This is a genomic window from Micromonospora sp. A200 (assembly GCF_029893845.1).
GTDB classification, from domain to species: Bacteria; Actinomycetota; Actinomycetes; order Mycobacteriales; family Micromonosporaceae; genus Micromonospora; species Micromonospora purpureochromogenes.
In genome coordinates this window covers 79,103-97,308 of sequence record NZ_JARXXY010000019.1, presented here as the reverse complement: position 1 = coordinate 97,308, position 18,206 = coordinate 79,103, and the positions used below count along the sequence as shown (strand labels likewise).

Sequence of the window (18,206 nt, the reverse complement as noted above, 5' to 3'; positions counted from 1 at the left end):
TCGTTCGGTTGTCCGTCGACCGGCCGGTGGCGGCGCCCCGTGACCGGTCGTCGGGATCGAGCCTGACCGGCGGCGATGAGCAGCGGATCAGCAGCGGATGAGTGCCCGGCCGCCGACCGGTTCCCGGCTCGGCGGTGCCTAGAGTGGGTGCCATGAGTCGGCGGGCGGGGGCACCGGCGGTGACCTTCGGCGTGCTGGGGCCCGTGCAGGCGATCGGCGCGGCCGGGCCCGTACCGCTGCGGGGTCCGCGTCATCGGGCCGTACTGGCCCGCCTGCTGGTCGCGCGGGGCCAGGTGGTGTCGGTGGACCGGCTCGTCGGTGACCTCTGGGAGACGCCACCGGAGCAGGCGGTGGCGGCGGTCCGTACCTTCGTCGCCGATCTGCGCCGGGCCCTGGAGCCGGAACGTGCGCCCCGCCAGCCGGCCCGGCTGCTGGTGACCGCGCCCCCCGGTTACGCGTTGCGCGCCGGCCCCGAGGCGGTGGACGCGTGGCGGTTCGAGACGGCGGTCACCGAGGCGGGCCGGCTGATCGGGGACGGCGACGCCGGCTCGGCGCTGGCCCGGCTGACCGACGCGCTCGCCTGCTGGCGTGGCCCGGCGTACGCGGAGTTCGCCGACCAGGGCTGGGCGCGCGCCGAGGTCACCCGCCTCGACGAGCTGCGGATGCTGGCGGTGGAACGTCGGGGCGAGGCGCTGCTGGCGTTGGGGCGGGCCGCCGAGGCCGCCGTCGAGTTGGAACAGCACGCCGCCGCGCAGCCGCTGCGCGAGGACGCCTGGCGGCTGTGGGCCACCGCCCTGTACCGGTCCGGTCGGCAGGGCGAGGCGCTGGCCGCGCTACGCCGGGCCCGCGAGACCCTGGTGGCCGAGCTCGGCCTGGACCCCGGCCCCGGGCTGCGTCGACTGGAGGCCGACATCCTCGCCCAGGCGCCGCACCTGTACCCGGCGCCCCCGGTGAGCAGGGCCGAACCCGGGCCGTCGCCGGGCGAGGTGCCGGCGGAGGCGTCCACCGACGGCGAGGTGCCGGCGGAGGCGCCGCGTACCTTCGTGGGCCGGCGCGAGGAGCAGAAGCTGCTGGGGGCCGCAGCCGCAGCGGTGGCCCGGCACCGCCGGCCGGCCCTCGCCCTGGTCTCGGGCGGAGCGGGGGCGGGCAAGACGGCGCTGGCCGAGGCGCTCACCCGGCGGCTGGCCGGCACCGGCTGGGCCACCGCCTGGGGACGCAGCCCGGAGTACGAGGGCGCCCCGGTGGCCTGGCCGTGGACCCAGATCACCCGAGCGCTGGCCGTCGCGGACCCGTCATCGGGCGGTCCGACGGAGGAGCCGGCGGTGGCCCGGTTCCGCCGGCACCGGGCCGCCGTCGACCTGCTGACCGCGGCGGCCGGCCGAGGACCGGTGCTGCTGGTCCTCGATGACCTGCACCGGGCCGACGAGGACACCCTCGACCTGCTGGCCGCGCTGTTCGCGGAACCGGAGCCGGTCACCGGTCCCGTCCTCGTCGTGGGCATCTTCCGGTCCACCGGGATCGGCCCCGAGCTGACGGCCGCCCTGGGCCGCCTCGCCCGCAGCGAACCGGTCCGGGTCTACCTCGACGGTCTGGACGCACCGGCCACCGGCGAACTCGCCCGGGCGGTCGCCGGTCAGGACCTCGACCCGCCGAGCGTCGACCTGATCCACCGCCGCAGCGGCGGCAACCCGTTCTACGTCCGGGAGCTGGCCCGGCTGCTCGCCGCGGAGGGCCCGGCGGCGCTGGAGACCGTCCCACCCGGGGTCCGCGACGTCATCCGCCACCGCCTGGCACAGCTGCCCGGCCCCGCCCGCACGGTGATGCAGCAGGCGGCCGTCCTCGGGCGCGACGTCGACCCGGACCTCCTGGCCGCGATGACCGGCGACGAGGCGGCCGTCCTGGACGCGCTGGACGACGCGGTGCGCGCCGGCGTCCTGACCGAGCAGGGCCCGGCGGCGCGGTTGCGGTTCGCGCACATCCTGGTCCGGGACACGGTGTACGGCGACCTGTCGGCGCCGCGCCGCAGCCGCTGGCACACCGCCGCCGGTGCCGCCCTCGAACGGCTGCACCCCGACGACGTCACCGTTCTCGCCCACCACTTCTCCCGAGCGGGGACGCGGGGGGCCGCGCCGCGCGCCGCCCGGTACGCCACCGCCGCCGCCGAGCAGGCCGAACGCCGCTCCCTGCCGCACCTGGCCGCCCGGCTGTGGCAGCAGGCGCTCGACGCCCACGAGCTCGCCGACGACGATCCGCACGGCCGGCTGCGGGCGCTGATGGGGCTGGGTCGCGCGCTCGCCGTCACCGGGCAGCTGGACCGGGCACGCCGGCACCGGGGCGCGGCGCTCACCGCGGCCGAGCGGCTGGACGACCCCCGGGTGACCGCGGACGTCCTCGCGGCCTTCGAGGTGCCCGCGATCTGGACGCGCAACGACGACGACCGCCTGGCCCACCGCATCGTCGAAGCCGCCGAGCGCACCCTGGCCGCCCTGGGCGGGGACCGGCCGGCGGATCGCAGCCGCCTGTTGAGCACGCTGGCGCTGGAGCTGCGCGGGGACACCACCGACCGGGGACACCGGGCCGCCGTGGAGGCGGAGGCGATCGCCCGACGCCTGGCCGATCCGGCGCTGCTGGCGTTCGCCCTCAACGCCCGCTTCATGCACGCCTTCGCCCGCGCCGGCCTGGCCCCGCAGCGGGCGCGCATCGGCGCGGAACTGGTCGAGCTGGCCCGCGAGCACCAGCTGGTCACCTTCGAGGTGCTCGGCCACCTGGTCCTGCTCCAGGCCCGCTGCGCGCTCGCCGATCTCGACGCCGCCGACGCCCACGCCGCGGCCGCCGACCGCCTCGCCGACCGGTACGAGCTGCCGCTGGTGGGCGTCTTCACCCGCTGGTACGCGGCGCTGCGCCTGGCCGTCGGCGGACAGGTCGCCGCGGCCGAGGCCGCCTACCGGGCCGCCCATGCGAGCCTCCCCGCCGCCGGGATGCCCGGCATGGAGAACGGGCTGCTCCCGCTCGCGTTGCTGGCGCTGCGGCTGCCGGAACCGGCCCCCGGCGACCGGCCGGCCGATGTGCACGGGCCCGTTGACGAGGGGCGGCGCGAGGACTGGGGACCGCACGAGCCATGGGTCCGGCCGCTGGTCCTGCTCGCCGCCGGCCGCCGGGACGAGGCCGGCGCGGCGCTGGGCGCCCTCCCGGAGTCGCCGCACGACCTGCTCCGCGAGGCGCGGCTGTGCCTCGCCGCCCGCGCCGCGCTCGCCCTCGACGACCGCACCACCATCCGGTCCGCGTACGCGGAGCTGCTGCCCGCCGCCGACGAGCTGGCCGGCGCGGGCAGCGGGGTCCTCACCCTCGGGCCGGTGGCCGGGCACCTCGCCGACCTCGCCACCGCACTGGGCCGTCCCGACGACGCCGCTGCCCATCGCCGCAAGGCCGCGGAGGTGGCCGCCCGAGCGCACCGACGAGCGGTGCCCGTCGATGGGTCAGACATCGACAGATATTGACGCTCTTGATACCGTGGCTGGCAATTGTCTTCCCAGCGACGGGAGGTGGGCATGCCCCGACGAATCCCGCACGGAGTCGCCGTCCTGGCCATCGGCACCGCGGTGGCCACGCTCGGCGCCGTGCCGGCGCAGGCCGATCCGGTGGTGCCCCGGCACGCCGTGGTCACCTGCCAGAGCGCCAGCTTCTACGACAATTACGACTCGGTCAGCGGCCCCTACGGCCTGAAGCGGGTCCTGCCCTACGGCAACAAGATCGGCCACACGCCCGGGGCGCACCCGGTCTACAACGGCTGGGCCGCGACCTTCGACTTCGGCCCCAACGACTGGGGCTACCTGCGCATCGAGTGCATCGGGGGGTACGACTCATGGTGAGCCGATCCGTCGCCCGCGCGGTGGCGACCGTGCTCGCGGGAACCATCGCCCTCGTCGCCGCACCGACCACGGCGCACGCCGACACCGGCACGATCGGGCAGCGCGAGACGGTCTGCGCCGCCGACCTGTTCGTCCGCACCCAGCCCAACGGCGCCTGGATGGGCACCCTGTACCGGGGCCAGACCTTCCTCGTCGAGGGCCCGCGCAGCGGCGGCTACGTCTACGGCTTCGCCTACGGGCACATCAACCGCCGCGGCTGGGTCCAGGACGGCTGGTTCTGCTGATCCGGCGAAAAGCGCGCCCCGCGCGGCGCGGGTCGCCCGAACCAGGCCGCCAGGTTCTCGTCGGTCGGCATGGTGGCAGCCGGAACGGGAAGGCCAGGATCGCCAGCAGGACGCACCGGGTCCCGAGGTACGAGCACGAGCACCCGCACCGGAGGGCAGAGCGATGAGCGAGACGACGGAGAAGGCGATCCTGGCCGGCGGCTGCTTCTGGGGGATGCAGGATCTCATCCGGAAACGCCCTGGCGTGCTCGCCACCAGGGTGGGATACACCGGCGGGGACGTGCCGAACGCCACGTACTACCACCACGGCACCCATGCCGAGGCGATCGAGATCGTCTACGACCCCGAGAAGCTGTCCTACCGGGATCTTCTCGAGTTCTTCTTCCAGGTCCACGACCCGACCACGAAGAATCGTCAGGGCGGCGACGTGGGAGTCAGCTACCGGTCGGCCATCTTCTACACCGACGAGCAGCAGCGGCAGGTCGCGGAGGACACGATCGCCGACGTCGACGCCTCCGGCCTGTGGCCGGGCAAGGTGGTCACCGAGGTCACCCCCGCCGGCCCGTTCTGGGAGGCCGAGCCCGAACACCAGGACTACCTGGAGCGCAATCCCGGTGGTTACACCTGCCACTTCGTCCGGCCGGACTGGAAGCTCCCCCGTCGAGGGGAGCAGGCGGCGTAGCGGCCGGCTCTGCTCGCGCGGCTGGCCGGCGAACGACGGGCGCGGCCAGCAGCGGCGCGGCTCGACGGGTGCGACCGGCCCGACATCGCACCGTCACCGCGACGGCCGCGGGTCGGCGGGCGGGTCCGGGCGCAGCGAGGAGAGCAGCAGGTCGGCGAAGTGCGCGCCGACCTGCTCGGCGGTGAGCCGGCCGCCGGCGCGGAACCAGGCGCCGAGGTGGTGCACCGCGCCGAAGAAGTAGTCGACGGCCAGGTCGGCCGGGACGTCGGCGCGGAACGTCCCGGCGCGCTGGCCCTCCTCCACCAGCTCACGGAAGCGTTCGTGGTACTCCCGGCGGACCGCCCGCACCGCGCGCCGGCGGTCGGCCGAGAGCAGGTGCATCGACTGGAGGAAGATCGTGGCGTCGTCCAGGTTGGCGATCGCGGTCACCACCACGTCGGCGGCGGCCGCCCGCAGCCGCAACGCCACCGGCTGGTCGCGGGCCATGATGGCCTCCAGGCGGTCGCGCTGCATGCGCAGCAGCCGCTGGTAGATCTCCTGGAGCAGGTCGTCCTTGGCGGCGAAGTAGTGGTACATCGCGCCCTTGGTGACCCCGGCGGCCTCGACGATCTCCTGCACCGAGGTCTTCTCGAAGCCCTTCTCCGCGAACAGCCTGGTGGCGACCGCCAGCAGCCGCTGCGGCAGCGCCTCCCCGTCGCCCGTCCGACCCACCGGTGCCCCCGCCCCTCCGGGCCGCCCGCCGGCCCGGTGCGCCAGCGTACGCAAGTCGCCGCCGATCAGGCCGGCTGGACCCGCACCGGGATGCCGTTGAGCACGACGTTTCCGGAGAGCGGGTCGACGGCCGTCTCGTCGGTGAGCACGTTGGCGTTGACGCCGGCGTGGGCGCGGGCCACCGCCTGCCGGGTGCCGGGCACGTCGTGGCCCCACCCGTGCGGCAGGCTGACCACGCCGGGCATGGTGTCGGAGGTGACCTCCACGGCCACGACGAGCGAGCCGACCCGCGAGGTGACGCGGGCGTCCTCCCCGGCGGCCAACCCGAGCTTCGCCGCGTCCTCCGGGTGCACCTGCAGGGTGCAGCGGTCGCGGCCCTTCACCAGCGCCGGCACGTTGTGCATCCAGCTGTTGTTGGACCGCAGGTGCCGGCGCCCGACCAGGACGAAGCCCTCCGGGGGCGCGTCGCGGGCGTCGCGCAGCCGGGCCACGTCGGCGGCGATCGGCGGCGGGCAGAGCTCGACGGTGCCGCTCGGGGTGCGCAGCACCTCCGGCAGCCGCGGTCGCAGCGCCCCGAGGTCGACGCCGTGCGGGTGCTCCAGCAGCCGGGTCAGGGACAGCCCGTCCGGTTGCTGTCCGAACCGGTCGCCGTACGCGCCGAGCCGCAGCCGCGCGTCGAGCAGGCGTTCGGCCGGCCGGTCCCCGGCGATTAGCGCCCGCAGCTCCTCCGCGGGCCGGTCCAGTGCCTCGGCGGCGTCGGCGAGCACCTGGCCGAGCAGCTGTTCGTGCAGCCCCGTCGGGTCGGCGTCGGCGCCCTGCCCGGCGGCGATCAGCGTGAGCCGGGCGAGGATGTCGCACTCGTCGAGGCTGTCGGGCGCCAGCGGCAGGACGGGCGGCGAGTAGCTCGCGACGTTGCGCACGGCCAGGGTGAGGAAGGCGAAGTCGTAGTGGCCGGCGCGGGCGGGGTCGGGCGGCGGCAGCACCACGTCCGCGTGCCGGGTGGTCTCGTTCAGGTACGGGTCGACGCTGACCATGAAGTCGAGCGAGGCGAGCGCGCGGTCCAGCCGCTCGCTGTTGGCGGTGGAGAGCACCGGGTTACCGGCGACGGTGATCAACGCCCGGATTCGGCCCTCCCCCGGCGTCTCGATCTCGTCGGCGAGGGTGGCGACCGGCAGTTCGCCCTTGACCTCGGGCAGGCCCCGCACCCGGCTGGCCCAGCGCCCGGTGCGGAACCCCCTGCCGGGGCCGGCGGCCCGGGTTCGCTGGTGGGCGGCGAGCGGGAACATCGCCCCGCCGGGCCGGTCCAGGTTGCCGGTCAGCACGTTGACCACGTCGACCAGCCAGCTGGTCAGCGTGCCGAACGCGACCGTGCAGGTGCCGACGCGTCCGTAGACGGCGGCGGTGGGGGCGGCCGCCAGTTCCCGGGCGAGCTGCCGGATGCGCGGCGCGGGCACCGCGCACCGGTCGGCCACCCGCTCGGGCGCGAACGCGGTGGCCAGGTCCCGGACGTCGTCCAGGCCGGTGACGTGTTCCGCCAGCCGGCCGAGCCGGACCAGGTTCTCGTCGAAGAGCGTGTGCACGAGGGCGAAGAGCAACAGCGCGTCGGTGCCGGGCCGGATGGGCAGGTGCTCGTCGGCGGCCGCCGCGGTGCGGGTGCGCCGGGGGTCGACGACCAGGAACCGGCCGCCGCGTGCCTGCAACGCCCGCAGCCGGCCCGGGAAGTCGGGCGCGGTGCAGAGGCTGCCGTTGGACTCCCAGGGGTTGGCGCCGAGCAGCACCAGCAGGTCGGTGCGGTCGAGATCGGGTACCGGGATGGTGTTGGGGTCGCCGTACAGGTAGCCGGAGGAGACGTGCTTGGGCATCTGGTCGACGGTGCTGGCGGTGAAGACGTTGCGGGTGCCGAGCGCCCGCAAAAGGGGGCCGGCGTAGAGCCCGCCGGCCATCGTGTGCACGGTGGGGTTGCCGAGGTAGGCGGCGACCGCGTCGCGGCCGCCGGCCCGGGCGGCGGTCAGGCCGGCCTCGACGGCGGCGAACGCCTCGTCCCAGCCCACCTCGCGCAGCGTGCCGTCGACCCGCAGCAGCGGTCGGCGCAGGCGGTCCGGGTCGGCGAGGAGCTGCGGGAACGCTGCTCCCTTAGGGCAGACGAAGCCGTGGCTGAAGACGTTCTCGCGGTCGCCCCGGGCGTGCGTCACCCGGTCGTCGGCGATGGTCAGGGTCAGCCCGCAGGTCGCCTCGCAGAGCGGACAGGTGCGGTACGCGGTACGCGTCGCGGTCGTTCCCGGCATCGCGGGCCCCCTCGGGATGGAATACCGACTGGTCGGTATGGTGGCACGCCGCGGGATCGCTGTCATCCCCCCGTGACCGGCCAGCGCGGGGCGCAGCGGGACGAGCACGCACAGTGCGTCGGCCGGCCGAATTCGGCCACCTGCGCGCTGGCCAGCACAGATGCGCCGTTTCGGGTATTGACGGTGATGTAACACACATCATTGAATAGCGGCGTGGCAGGGCCCCTCCGCGCAGCGGCCTCGACACGTACCACCGACATGGCCACCCCGACCGTTCGTGCTGCTGCCTCCTCAGGAGCCGTCGTCAGGGTGCGGTGGGCGGAGTGAACGAGCGCCGGCGAAGGATGCTGCTCACCGCGGCGTTGCACGTGGTCTCGCACGGCATCGCCGCCCTCTACTGCCTGATGACGCCCGGCGAGCCGCATCGGCCCCTGATGCTCGCCGCCTACAGCTGCGGGATGGCGTCCGGCGCCGTCGGCGTCTGGGCGGCACGGACGGTGACCACGAAGGCCGCCGGCTACCGGGTCTCGTTCACCATCCTGCTGGTCACCATCGCCATGGCGGCGCTCGGCGCGTACTGCGACGGCGGGGCCGCCTCACCGGCCGCCCTGGGGTTCGTGACCACCACGGTGTTCGTGGCCACCTACACCCCGCACCTGCGGCTGATGATGGCGCTGGAGGCGCTCCTGCTCGCGTCGTACCTCGCCGTGGCCGCCCTCGGGCAACCGCCACGGCCCGGCCACGTCTTCCTCTACATGGCGGGCATGCTGGTCCTGATCTCGGTCTGCGGCACGCAGACCCGGAAGCTGGCGCGGCAGCGGTCCCAGCTGCGCGCCCTGGCGGCGCTGGACCCGTTGACCGGCGCCCTGAACCGGCGCGGCCTGGCGGACTTCACCCAACACCTGTTCCGCAGATGCGGTCGCGCCGGCCCGGCCATGCTCTGTCTGGATCTCGACGATTTCAAGAGCGTCAACGACCGCCTCGGGCACGCCGCCGGCGACGAGCTGCTGAAGCGGACGGTGGCGGCGACGCGGGAGGTGCTGCGCCCCGAGGACGCCGTCGCCCGGGTCGGCGGCGACGAGTTCGTGGTCGTCCTCAGCGACGCCGACGAGGCGACGGCACGGACGGTGGCGGCCCGGATCGAGGCGGCGGTACGCCGGCACACCGGCGTCAGCATCGGCGCGGCCACCGCCCCGCACGACGGGGACACGCTGGAGACTCTGCTGCACGTGGCCGACCGGCGCCTCTACCGGGTGAAGCAGCAGCGCAGCGGCGGCGACCGGCCGCTCGACGGCCACGGACTGCTGTCCACCGACACCGTCGGCGCGTGAGGCCGCCGGCCGGCCATCGCCGGGCCGGCTGACCGGGCGGGCTCGGGCGCGTCCGGGGCGCACAATAGGCAACCTTCTTGACAGATTTGTTAACCATCGACAAACTTCATCGCGAGAGCGCTCTCTCGCCCGCCCCGCCCGCCGCCCTCGCCGTACCTCGGGAGGACCCCATGTCCCCACATCCGCGCTTGCTCGGCTCGTTCGCCGCCGCTCTCCTGCTCGTCGGCGCGGCGCCGGCGGCGGGCGTCGCCGGCCCGCCGGCCACCACCGCCGCCACCCACCGCGCCGCCCCGGCGGACCTCCCGCCGGGCCTGGTCGACGCGATGCGCCGCGACCTGGGCCTCACCGCCGCACAGGTGGGCGACCGCCTGCGCACCGAGGCCGCCGCCCCGACGGTCGAGCGGCGGCTGCGCGCGAAGCTCGGCCCCGCCTACGCCGGCGCGTGGCTGCCCACCGACGGCAACCGCCTCACCGTGGCCGTCACCGATCCCGCGCTCGCCCCGGTGGTCCGCGCCGAGGGCGCCGACGTCACCGTCGCCGGCCGCAGCGAGAGCACGCTCGACGCGGTCAAACGGGCGCTGGACAGGCGGCGCGCCAGGGCCGACGCCCGGGACCTCCACGGCTGGCACGTCGACGTTGTCAGCAACAGCGTCGTCGTGACGGCCCGACCCGGCGCCACCGCCGCGGCCACCGCGTACGTCCGGGCCAGCGGCGTTCCCGCCGACGCCGTCCGGGTGGTCACCTCCCCGGCCGCCCCGCGCCCGCTCTACGACATCCGCGGCGGCGACCAGTACGTCATCAACGGCAACACCCTGTGCTCGGTCGGCTTCGCGGTCGTCGGCGGGTTCGTCACGGCCGGCCACTGTGGACGCGTCGGCAGCCCGACCCTCGGCTTCAACAACGTCTCGCAGGGCACGTTCGCCGGCTCGTCGTTCCCCGGCGACGACTACGCCTGGGTGCGCACCAACAGTTCCTGGACACCGCAGCCGTGGGTCAACAGCTACTCCGGCGGCAACGTGACCGTGGCCGGATCGCAGGACGCGGCCATCGGCAGCTCGGTCTGCCGCTCCGGGCGCACCACCGGCTGGCGCTGCGGCACCATCCTCGGCCGCAACGAGACCGTCGTCTACCCGCAGGGAGCCGTGTCGGGGCTGAGCCGCAGCAACGCCTGCGCCGAGGGCGGCGACTCGGGCGGCGCGTGGGTCTCGGGTAACCAGGCCCAGGGGGTGACCTCCGGCGGCTCCGGAAACTGCTCCTCCGGCGGCACCACCTGGTTCCAGCCGGTGAACGAGATCCTCGGGGTCTACGGGCTGTCGCTCGTCACCACCGGCGGCGGGCAACGGATCGTCAGCAACTGGAACAACCGCTGCATCGACGTGCCGAACTCCAACTTCTCCGACGGCGTACCCCTGCAGACCTGGACCTGCAACGGCACCAGCGCCCAGGCCTGGGCCTTCACCGGCGGGACGCTGCGGACCCAGAACAACAAGTGCATGGACGTGGCCTGGGGCTCCACCGCCAACGGCGCCACCATCCAGATCGCCAACTGCAGCGGCAACCCCGCCCAGCAGTTCGTCCTCTCCGCCGCCGGCGACCTGGTCAACCCCCAGGCCAACAAGTGCGTCGACATCACCGACTGGAACAACTCCGACGGCGCCCGCCTCCAACTGTGGGACTGCGCGGGCACCGCCAACCAGAAATGGCGTCGCGGCTGACACCACCCGCTCTCCCCGCCGCGGCGGACACCCCCGACACCCCACCGATCCCGCCGCCGCGTCGGTCGCTTCTCCCCCCGTCGAACCCGCGACAGGTTCGCGCCCGTCCCGCAGGAGGTCCCATGTTTCCCATCCGCGCCCGCCGCCGGCCACGCGCGCTCGCCCTCGCCGGCGCCGCGCTCGTCGCCGCCATGGTGGCCCTCGCCGTACCGGTCGACTCCCGCCCCGCCGAGGCGGCGATCGGCGGAATCACCTGGCAGGACGAATTCAACGCCGCGGCCGGCACCCCGGTCGACCAGAGCAGGTGGCGCTTCGACATCGGCGGCAGCGGCTGGGGCAACAACGAACGGCAGTACTACACCAACAGCACCAGCAACGCGGTGCACGACGGTCAGGGCAACCTGGTCATCACCGCACGCCGGGAGAACCCGGCCAACTACCAGTGCCACTACGGCCGGTGCGAGTACACCTCGGCCCGGCTGCTCACCGCCGCCACCTTCACGCAGGCGTACGGCCGCTTCGAGGCCCGCATCAAGATTCCCCGGGGGCAGGGCATCTGGCCGGCGTTCTGGATGCTCGGCAACGACATGGGCAGCGTCGGCTGGCCGAACGCCGGCGAGATCGACATCATGGAGAACATCGGCCGGGAGCCGAACACCGTCTACGGCACCATCCACGGCCCGGGCTACTCCGGCGCGGGCGGGATCACCGGCAGCCGGACCATCGCCGCGCCGCTCGCCGACGCCTTCCACACCTACCGGGTGGACTGGGAGCCGAACTCCATCGTCTGGTACCTCGACGGCGTCGAGTACCACCGCGTCGACCCCGCCCGGCTCGGCGGCAACCGCTGGGTGTTCGACCACCCGTTCTTCATGATCCTGAACGTGGCGGTCGGCGGCAACTGGCCGGGCTACCCGGACGGGTCGACCCAGTTCCCGCAGCAGATGCTGGTGGACTACGTCCGGGTCTCCGGCTACACCTCCGGCGGCGGCGAGCCGACGCCGGGGACCACCCGACTCCGTGGCGCGGCGAGCGGCCGGTGCATCGACATCCCCGGCGCGAACCCGGTCGACGGGGCCAAGCTGCAGATCTGGGACTGCAACACCACCGCCGCGCAGGCGTGGACCTTCGCCGCCGACGGCACCTTGCGCGCCATGGGCAAGTGCATGGACCCGGCCTGGGCCGGCACCGCAAACGGCACCGAGGTCAACCTGGTGAGCTGCAACGGAAACCCGGCCCAACGGTTCACCCTCACCGCAACGGGTGACCTGGTCAACCTCAGCGCCAACCGCTGCGTCGACGTACGCGACCGGGTCACCACCAACGGCGGCAAGCTCCAACTGTGGGACTGCACCGGCGCCGCCAACCAGAAGTGGTCGCGCGCCTAGACCCGTCCCGCGCGACGTACCCCCATCCCCACGCCCTTCGTCGGCCGGCCGCGACCCCGGGTCGACGAGATGGTGCCCGTCCCCACCATCGAGGAGTTCCCGTGACCAACAGCCGCTCGTACCGGGCACGACTCGCCGCCGCCATCGGCGCGCTGGCCGCACTCGTGCTCGCCGTACCCGTCACGCTCACCGCCACCCAGACCCGGGCGCTCGCCGTCGGCCCCGACCTGCTTCCCGTCACCGTCGCCAACAACACCGGCCGCAGCGAGGCGGTCCACCTCTACATCCTGGGCACCGACATCCGCCCCGGCGGCGGCCTCGGCTACGTCAACGCCGCCGGCGCGTTCACCCGCTGGCCCGCCGGCGGCATCCCACCGACCCCGGCGCCGGACGTGTCGATCGCCGGCCCGCCCAACGGCGGCAGCGTCACCGTCCGGATTCCGCGCTTCATCTCCGGGCGCATGTACTTCTCGTTCGGCCGCAAACTCGACTTCCGCCTCACTCCGGACGGGGTCGTCCAGCCCGCGCCCTGGGCGGCCGGCGACCCGAACCGGGACGTCCTGTTCGACTGGTCCGAGTTCACCTACAACGACGCCGGCCTGTGGTTGAACAGCTCGCAGGTGGACCAGTTCGCCGTGCCGCACGCCGTCTCCGTCACCAGCGGCAGCGGCGTCACCACGAAGACCGGCGAGTTGCTGAACAACGGCCGGAACAACGTCATCAACGCCGTCAAGGCGCAGCCGGCCTTCGCCCGGTCGGTCGTCACCCGCGCCGACGGCACCGTGCTGCGCGTCCTCGCGCCGGGCAAGGCCATGGACGCCGGCCTGATGGACCCCGCCTACCTCGACTCGTACATCAGCTCGGCGTGGAACGCGTACACCAGCCGTACCCTCACGGTCGTGCCGCGCACCAACGAGCCGAACCGCCGGTTCTTCGGCCGCACCGTCGGCACCACCATGGTCTTCACCGACTCGTCCGGCGCCCAGGTGGCGACGGTCGCCAGGCCGACCACCGGCAACGTGTGGGGCTGCGACGGCGTCTTCAACGCCCCGAACACCCCGCCGTTCATCGAGCCGGAGATCAAGCGCACCCTCTGCACCGCGCTGAACCGCGGCACCCTCGGCCAGTTCGACACCGAGCCGCGGCTCGACGCCACCACCTTCTACCGGAACAGCGCCCCGAACCACTACTCGCGGATCATCCACGCCAACATGGTTGACGGTAAGGCGTACGGCTTCGCCTACGACGACGTCGGCGGCTTCGAGTCGCTGGTGCACAGCGGCGATCCGCGTTCGGCCGCCATCACCCTGACGCCCTTCGGCGCCGGCGGCCCGACCGGACCGCCGCCGACCACCCCGCCAGCCACCGGCGACCTGGTGGTCAGCAACTGGCACCAGAAGTGCGTCGACGTGCCCAACTGGAACTTCGCCGACGGCCAGCGGCTCATCGTCTGGGACTGCCACGGCGGCACCAACCAGCGCTGGGAGTTCGTCAACGGCACCCTGCGCACCCAGAACAACAAGTGCATGGACGTCGCCTGGGGTTCCACCGCCAACGGCGCCGCCATCCAGATCGCGACCTGCTCCGGCAACCCGGCCCAGCAGTTCGTGCTCAGCGCGGCGGGTGACCTGGTCAACCCGCAGGCGAACAAGTGCGTGGACATCGCCGGCTGGAACCCGAACAACGACGCGGTGCTCCAGCTCTGGGAGTGCACCGGCGGCGCGAACCAGAAGTGGCATCGCGGCTGACGTCGACCTCACGCGATCCGGCGGCGGCGGCCGACCCCTGGCCGCCGCCGCCTTTGGGCGAGCGCCCGACGTCGACCGCCCCGCCCGGTCCGCTCCGATGTGGGCCCCGGTCGTGGGTCAGAGGGACTTGACGACGTCCACCAACTGGTCGAGCGCCGCGCCCCAGCCCTCGGCGAAGCCCATGTCCTCGTGCTGCTTGCGGGCCGCGGCGTCGGCGTGGATCGCCGTGGCGGTGTACCTCGTACCGGCGCCGTCCGGCGCGATGCGGACCACCGCGGTGAACGGGAAGCCGTCCTCGGCGACCTGCGGGCGGAACCCCGGGCCCAGGGCGGAGGTGAACACCAGCGTCGAGCCCTCCTCGACCACCAGGGTGCAGCCGTCGCTGGGGAACTCCTCACCCTCAGGCGAGCGCATGACGGTGTGGAACCGGCCACCGGGCTGGAGGTCGATCTCGCAGGACGAGGTCGACCAGGGCTTCGGGGCGAACCACCGCACGATCAGCTCGGGCGTGGTCCAGGCCTTCCAGACCAGTTCCGGGGCGACGTCGACGGTGCGCTCCAGGACGAGGTCGAGCTCGGGGTTCGTGGTGTAGGCGGTCATGTCTGCTGCTCCTTCAGGTCGTAGAGAAGCGAATCGAGTTGATCGAGGCGGCGGGTCCAGAGCGCACGTTGCGCGGCGAGCCAACTGTCGGCCCGCTCCAGCGACCGGGGCGCCAGGCGGTAGGTCCGCACCCGTCCCTTCTTCTCCGAGGTCACCAGGCCCGAGCGTTCGAGAACACTCAGATGCTGGGTGAACGACGGCAGTGCCATCTCGAACGGACGCGCGAGGTCGCTCGTCGTGGCGGGGCCCCGGCCCAGGAGTTCGACGACGCGCCGGCGGGTGGGGTCCGACAACGCGTGGAACACGTCGTCCAGCGACGCGTCGACCGCGCCGCCACCATCGCCGGAATACTTAGCCATCCGCCTAAGTATGAGGGAGGAGGACGGTCAGGTCCACACCTGGGTGAAAGTCGGACCCTGATCGGGACCGCCGCACCGGCATCGACCGGTCCCACGGCATCGGTCACCCAGCTGCCGCCGGCGGGCAGAGCGGCGTACCGCCCGCTCCCGCCCCGGACACCACGTAGCGTCGATCGAATGGAGGTGCTGCTGCGCGGCGGGCCGGGTGACGGCCAGGTCGTCCCCGGCGGCGGGGAGACCGTCCTCTGGCAGGCCTGCCTGTACGAGATCACCTCGGAGCGGGCCCACCGGCACGGGCGTGACCTGCGGGTGTACCGGCACCGCGTCGACTGCTGCGAACCGTACGGTCGGGGCTCCGAGGACAGGTGCGAGTAGCGATCGGGCGAAGGGGCCGGCTGCCAATTCGACCCCCGGCCGATCCTCGGCTGGCACAGTGGGTTGGTGGGAAACCGGTGGCGCGGGCGACTGGGGCCGGCCGTCGGGATCGCCCCGGGCGCCCGGGTGGACCGGTTCGAGGTCTTCTTCGACCTGGTCTTCGTCTTCTCCTTCTTCATCATCACCCGGGCCACCGCCGCCAACATCACCGGCCGGCAACTGCTGCACGCCATGCTCGTGCTGGCCGTGCTGTGGTGGTGCTGGGTGGTGCACAGCGTGGTGGCCACCCGGGTCCGGTTGGGCGAAGGCTTCGTCCCGGTGCTGATGGTCGCCGGGATGGCGGCGGTGTTCTGCTTCGCGTTGTCGCTGCCGCAGGCGTTCGACCACCCGAAACAGACGGCCGCCGGGCCGATGGTGGTGGCGATCAGTTACGTGGTGTTCCGCGGGGTGCACCTGCTGCTGTACTGGCACGTCGCCAAGGAGCGGCCGGGCGAGCGGCGACTGCTGTTGAAGTACTCCCCGGAGCTGGTGGCCAGCACCCTGCTGCTGCTGGGCGCCGCGCTGATCCCGCCGCGGATCGAGGACGCGGGCGCGGCCGGGCTGGTCCGGGACGGGCTGTGGGTCAGCGTCGTCCTGTTGCAGTACAGCGCCGGACTGGTCGCTGGCGCGTGGGGCTGGATGGTCACCTCCGCCGAACACTGGACGGAGCGCTACGACCTCATTCTGATCATCGCGCTGGGCGAGTCGATCATCTCCGTCGGCGTCGGCGGCAACCTCCTCGGCCAGCCGGTCACCTGGCCGGCGATCACCGCGGCCGTGCTGGGCATCGTCTTCACCGCCGCCCTGTGGTGGGCGCACTACGACGTGGTCGCACCGGCCGCCCGGATCGCGCAGCACGTCGCGCAGGGGCAGGCCCGGGTGTCGATGGCCCGCGACGCGTACGCCTACCTGCACCTGGTGATGATCGCCGGGGTGATCCTGTTCGCCCTGGGGGCCGAGGAAATCGTGCGGCAGATCGCCAACCCGTCGATCGACCTCGCCGAGCCGGCGCACGGTCCCGGCGTACCGCTGCTGTTCGGCGGGGTGATCTGCTACCTGTGCGCGGACATGCTGTTCCAGCTGCGCACCCTGCACACCCTGTCCTGGAGCCGGGTCGGCACCGTGCTCGTGCTCATCGCCGCCATCCCGGTCGCGACGCACCTGCCGGGGTTGGCCGCCTTCGCCCTGCTGACCGCGATCTGCGTGGCGTTGGTGGCCGTCGAGGTCGTGGTGATGGCGGACGCCCGGCGAGCCCTGCGGCAGGCCGCCCTCAACGAGCGGACGAGCTACGAGAAGCACGAGGCCGCCTGGCGCGCCCGCTGGCACGAACGGGCCGGCGACGAGCCACCGGCCTAGCGGTGCGGCGCGGTCGATGACCCCGCCGGCGACGTGCTCGACGAGGCGCCAGGTGGCGGCGACCACGGCGGTGTTCCGGACGGTGTCTCCGCACCCGCTGGCCTGGCATGATCCAGCCATGCCGGTCAACCGTCGCTCGCTGCTCGGACTCGGGCTCTCCGCCGCCACCGCGGCACTCGCCGGCTGCCGGGCGGCACCGCCGGCGGGCCACGCCGGCTCGTGGCGGACGCCGGGCGCGTCGGCCCCGGGCCAGGGCGCCGCCGCGGTCGCCGAGCCGGTCGTCCGCACCTCCCCGGTCAGCCGGCGGCTGACCACCGTGCTCACCGGCCACCTGAAGCCGACCAGCCAGAACCCCGCCCACCCGATGTACGCCGGGGCGGTCGCGCTCGCGCTCAACGGCGGGCAGCCGTACGCCGAGACGGCCGTCGGCGAGGCCCTGCGCTTCGGTGCCGGGCCGGTCCTCCTGCCCGCCGGCGAGCGGGTCCGGATGCGCACCGACTCCATCTTCGACCTCGCCTCGATCACCAAGGTCTACACATCCATCCTCGCCCTGCGGCAGGTCGACAAGGGCCGACTCGACCTCGACGCGCCGGTGGTGAGCTACCTGCCGGAGTTCACCGGCGCCGGCAAGTCGGCCGTCACGGTGGCGATGCTGCTCGCGCACACCAGCGGGCTCCCCGTGGGTGCCACGGTGACCGGCTACGCCACGCTGGCCGAGAAGTGGCAGGCCGTCCTGGCCACCCCTCTGGTCGGCGGGGCGATACCGGGCCGGATGTTCCGCTACTCGAGCGTGGGGCTGATGGTCGTGGGCAAGCTGGTGGAGAAGGTGACCGGGCAGCGGCTGGACCAGGCGCTGAAGACCGAGCTGACCGACCCGCTCGGGCTGCGCTGGACCGGCTTCAACCCGAACACCTGGCTCAGCGCCACCGACCGGGCCACCCGGCTGGTCGCCACCGACGCGCGCTCCTCCCGCGGGCTGCTCCGGGGCGTGGTGCACGACGACGTGGCCAACCACCTGGGCGGCATCGCCGGGCACGCCGGCATCTTCAGCACCGCCCAGGAGGTCGCCGTCATCGGCCAGTTGCTGCTCGACGGCGGCACGTACGGCGGACAGCGGATCCTGGCCGAGAGCACCGTCCGCCGGATGCTGACCAACGCCAACGCCGGGCTGCCCGCCGTCGACCCGGAACGCCCGAACCGGACCGCCGACCACGGGCTCGGCGTGGTGCTGCACCAGCCGTGGTTCATGGGTCGGCTCAGCGCCCCCACCACCTTCGGGCACACCGGCTTCACCGGCACGTCGCTGCTGGTGAGCCCCGCCCGCCGGACCGTCTTCGTGCTCCTCACCAACCGGGCCCACCCGAACTGGAGCTGGGCCGACCCCGATCCGGTGCGGGTCGCGACCGCCAACGTCCTGGCCCGCCTGCCCATCCTGTCGGCCACCGCCACCAGATGACGGCGGCG

15 protein-coding genes are annotated in these 18,206 nt (G+C 73.7%); 11 read left to right on the top strand and 4 right to left on the bottom strand.

The window, feature by feature from the left end:
• The first annotated feature begins 152 nt into the window (after window positions 1-152).
• The 4 genes from M2302_RS19790 to msrA all read left to right on the top strand — a co-directional run bounded on the left by M2302_RS19790 (window position 153) and on the right by msrA (window position 4,835).
• Complete coding sequence (locus M2302_RS19790) at window positions 153-3,497, top strand: BTAD domain-containing putative transcriptional regulator (protein WP_280839335.1); 3,345 nt, start codon at window positions 153-155, stop codon at window positions 3,495-3,497.
• Window positions 3,498-3,548: 51 nt separating this feature from the next.
• Window positions 3,549-3,869, top strand: a complete 321-nt coding sequence (locus M2302_RS19785; protein ID WP_280839334.1) for a hypothetical protein — start codon at window positions 3,549-3,551, stop codon at window positions 3,867-3,869.
• A complete protein-coding gene (locus M2302_RS19780) occupies window positions 3,863-4,153 on the top strand; it encodes a hypothetical protein (RefSeq protein ID WP_280839333.1) in 291 nt (96 codons plus the stop codon). Before M2302_RS19785 ends, M2302_RS19780 begins: the two co-directional genes overlap by 7 nt.
• A gap of 163 nt (window positions 4,154-4,316) precedes the next feature.
• Window positions 4,317-4,835, top strand: a complete 519-nt coding sequence (gene msrA, locus M2302_RS19775; protein ID WP_280839332.1) for a peptide-methionine (S)-S-oxide reductase MsrA — start codon at window positions 4,317-4,319, stop codon at window positions 4,833-4,835.
• Window positions 4,836-4,928: 93 nt separating this feature from the next.
• Here msrA and M2302_RS19770 read toward each other — a convergent pair whose 3' ends face one another.
• A complete protein-coding gene (locus M2302_RS19770; protein WP_280839331.1) occupies window positions 4,929-5,546 on the bottom strand; it encodes a TetR/AcrR family transcriptional regulator in 618 nt (205 codons plus the stop codon).
• A 65-nt stretch (window positions 5,547-5,611) separates the two neighbouring features.
• Window positions 5,612-7,831: a molybdopterin oxidoreductase family protein gene (locus tag M2302_RS19765; RefSeq protein ID WP_280839330.1), complete on the bottom strand. Its 2,220-nt coding sequence runs from the start codon at window positions 7,829-7,831 to the stop codon at window positions 5,612-5,614.
• A 323-nt stretch (window positions 7,832-8,154) separates the two neighbouring features.
• On the opposite strand from M2302_RS19765, the gene M2302_RS19760 reads away from it, so the two are divergent.
• The 4 genes from M2302_RS19760 (at window position 8,155) to M2302_RS19745 (ending at window position 14,013) form a co-directional block, all read left to right on the top strand.
• Window positions 8,155-9,162 carry a GGDEF domain-containing protein gene (locus tag M2302_RS19760; RefSeq protein WP_280839329.1) on the top strand — a complete coding sequence of 336 codons (1,008 nt, stop codon included), beginning with the start codon at window positions 8,155-8,157 and terminating at the stop codon, window positions 9,160-9,162.
• A gap of 170 nt (window positions 9,163-9,332) precedes the next feature.
• Complete coding sequence (locus M2302_RS19755; protein ID WP_280839328.1) at window positions 9,333-10,877, top strand: ricin-type beta-trefoil lectin domain protein; 1,545 nt, start codon at window positions 9,333-9,335, stop codon at window positions 10,875-10,877.
• A 122-nt stretch (window positions 10,878-10,999) separates the two neighbouring features.
• On the top strand, window positions 11,000-12,265 hold the full coding sequence (locus M2302_RS19750) for a glycoside hydrolase family 16 protein (RefSeq protein ID WP_280839327.1): 1,266 nt from the start codon (window positions 11,000-11,002) through the stop codon (window positions 12,263-12,265).
• Between the two features lie 101 nt (window positions 12,266-12,366).
• Entirely contained in the window at window positions 12,367-14,013 is a 1,647-nt protein-coding gene (locus M2302_RS19745; protein ID WP_280839326.1) for a beta-1,3-glucanase family protein, read from the top strand.
• Window positions 14,014-14,130: 117 nt separating this feature from the next.
• On the opposite strand, the gene M2302_RS19740 is transcribed toward M2302_RS19745, so the two are convergent.
• Window positions 14,131-14,613, bottom strand: coding sequence for an SRPBCC family protein (locus tag M2302_RS19740; RefSeq protein ID WP_280839325.1), 483 nt, complete (start codon window positions 14,611-14,613; stop codon window positions 14,131-14,133).
• Window positions 14,610-14,972 (bottom strand): metalloregulator ArsR/SmtB family transcription factor, encoded by a 363-nt coding sequence (locus M2302_RS19735; protein ID WP_280839324.1) that lies wholly within the window; start codon window positions 14,970-14,972, stop codon window positions 14,610-14,612. The genes M2302_RS19740 and M2302_RS19735 overlap by 4 nt, the downstream gene beginning before the upstream one ends.
• Before the next feature lie 177 nt (window positions 14,973-15,149).
• Here M2302_RS19735 and M2302_RS19730 point away from each other — a divergent pair, with 177 nt between their 5' ends.
• The 3 genes from M2302_RS19730 to M2302_RS19720 all read left to right on the top strand — a co-directional run bounded on the left by M2302_RS19730 (window position 15,150) and on the right by M2302_RS19720 (window position 18,198).
• Window positions 15,150-15,347 (top strand): hypothetical protein, encoded by a 198-nt coding sequence (locus tag M2302_RS19730; protein ID WP_280839323.1) that lies wholly within the window; start codon window positions 15,150-15,152, stop codon window positions 15,345-15,347.
• Between the two features lie 63 nt (window positions 15,348-15,410).
• Window positions 15,411-16,742, top strand: coding sequence for a low temperature requirement protein A (locus M2302_RS19725; RefSeq protein ID WP_280839322.1), 1,332 nt, complete (start codon window positions 15,411-15,413; stop codon window positions 16,740-16,742).
• A gap of 118 nt (window positions 16,743-16,860) precedes the next feature.
• Complete coding sequence (locus M2302_RS19720; RefSeq protein ID WP_280839321.1) at window positions 16,861-18,198, top strand: serine hydrolase domain-containing protein; 1,338 nt, start codon at window positions 16,861-16,863, stop codon at window positions 18,196-18,198.
• Window positions 18,199-18,206: the final 8 nt, after the last annotated feature.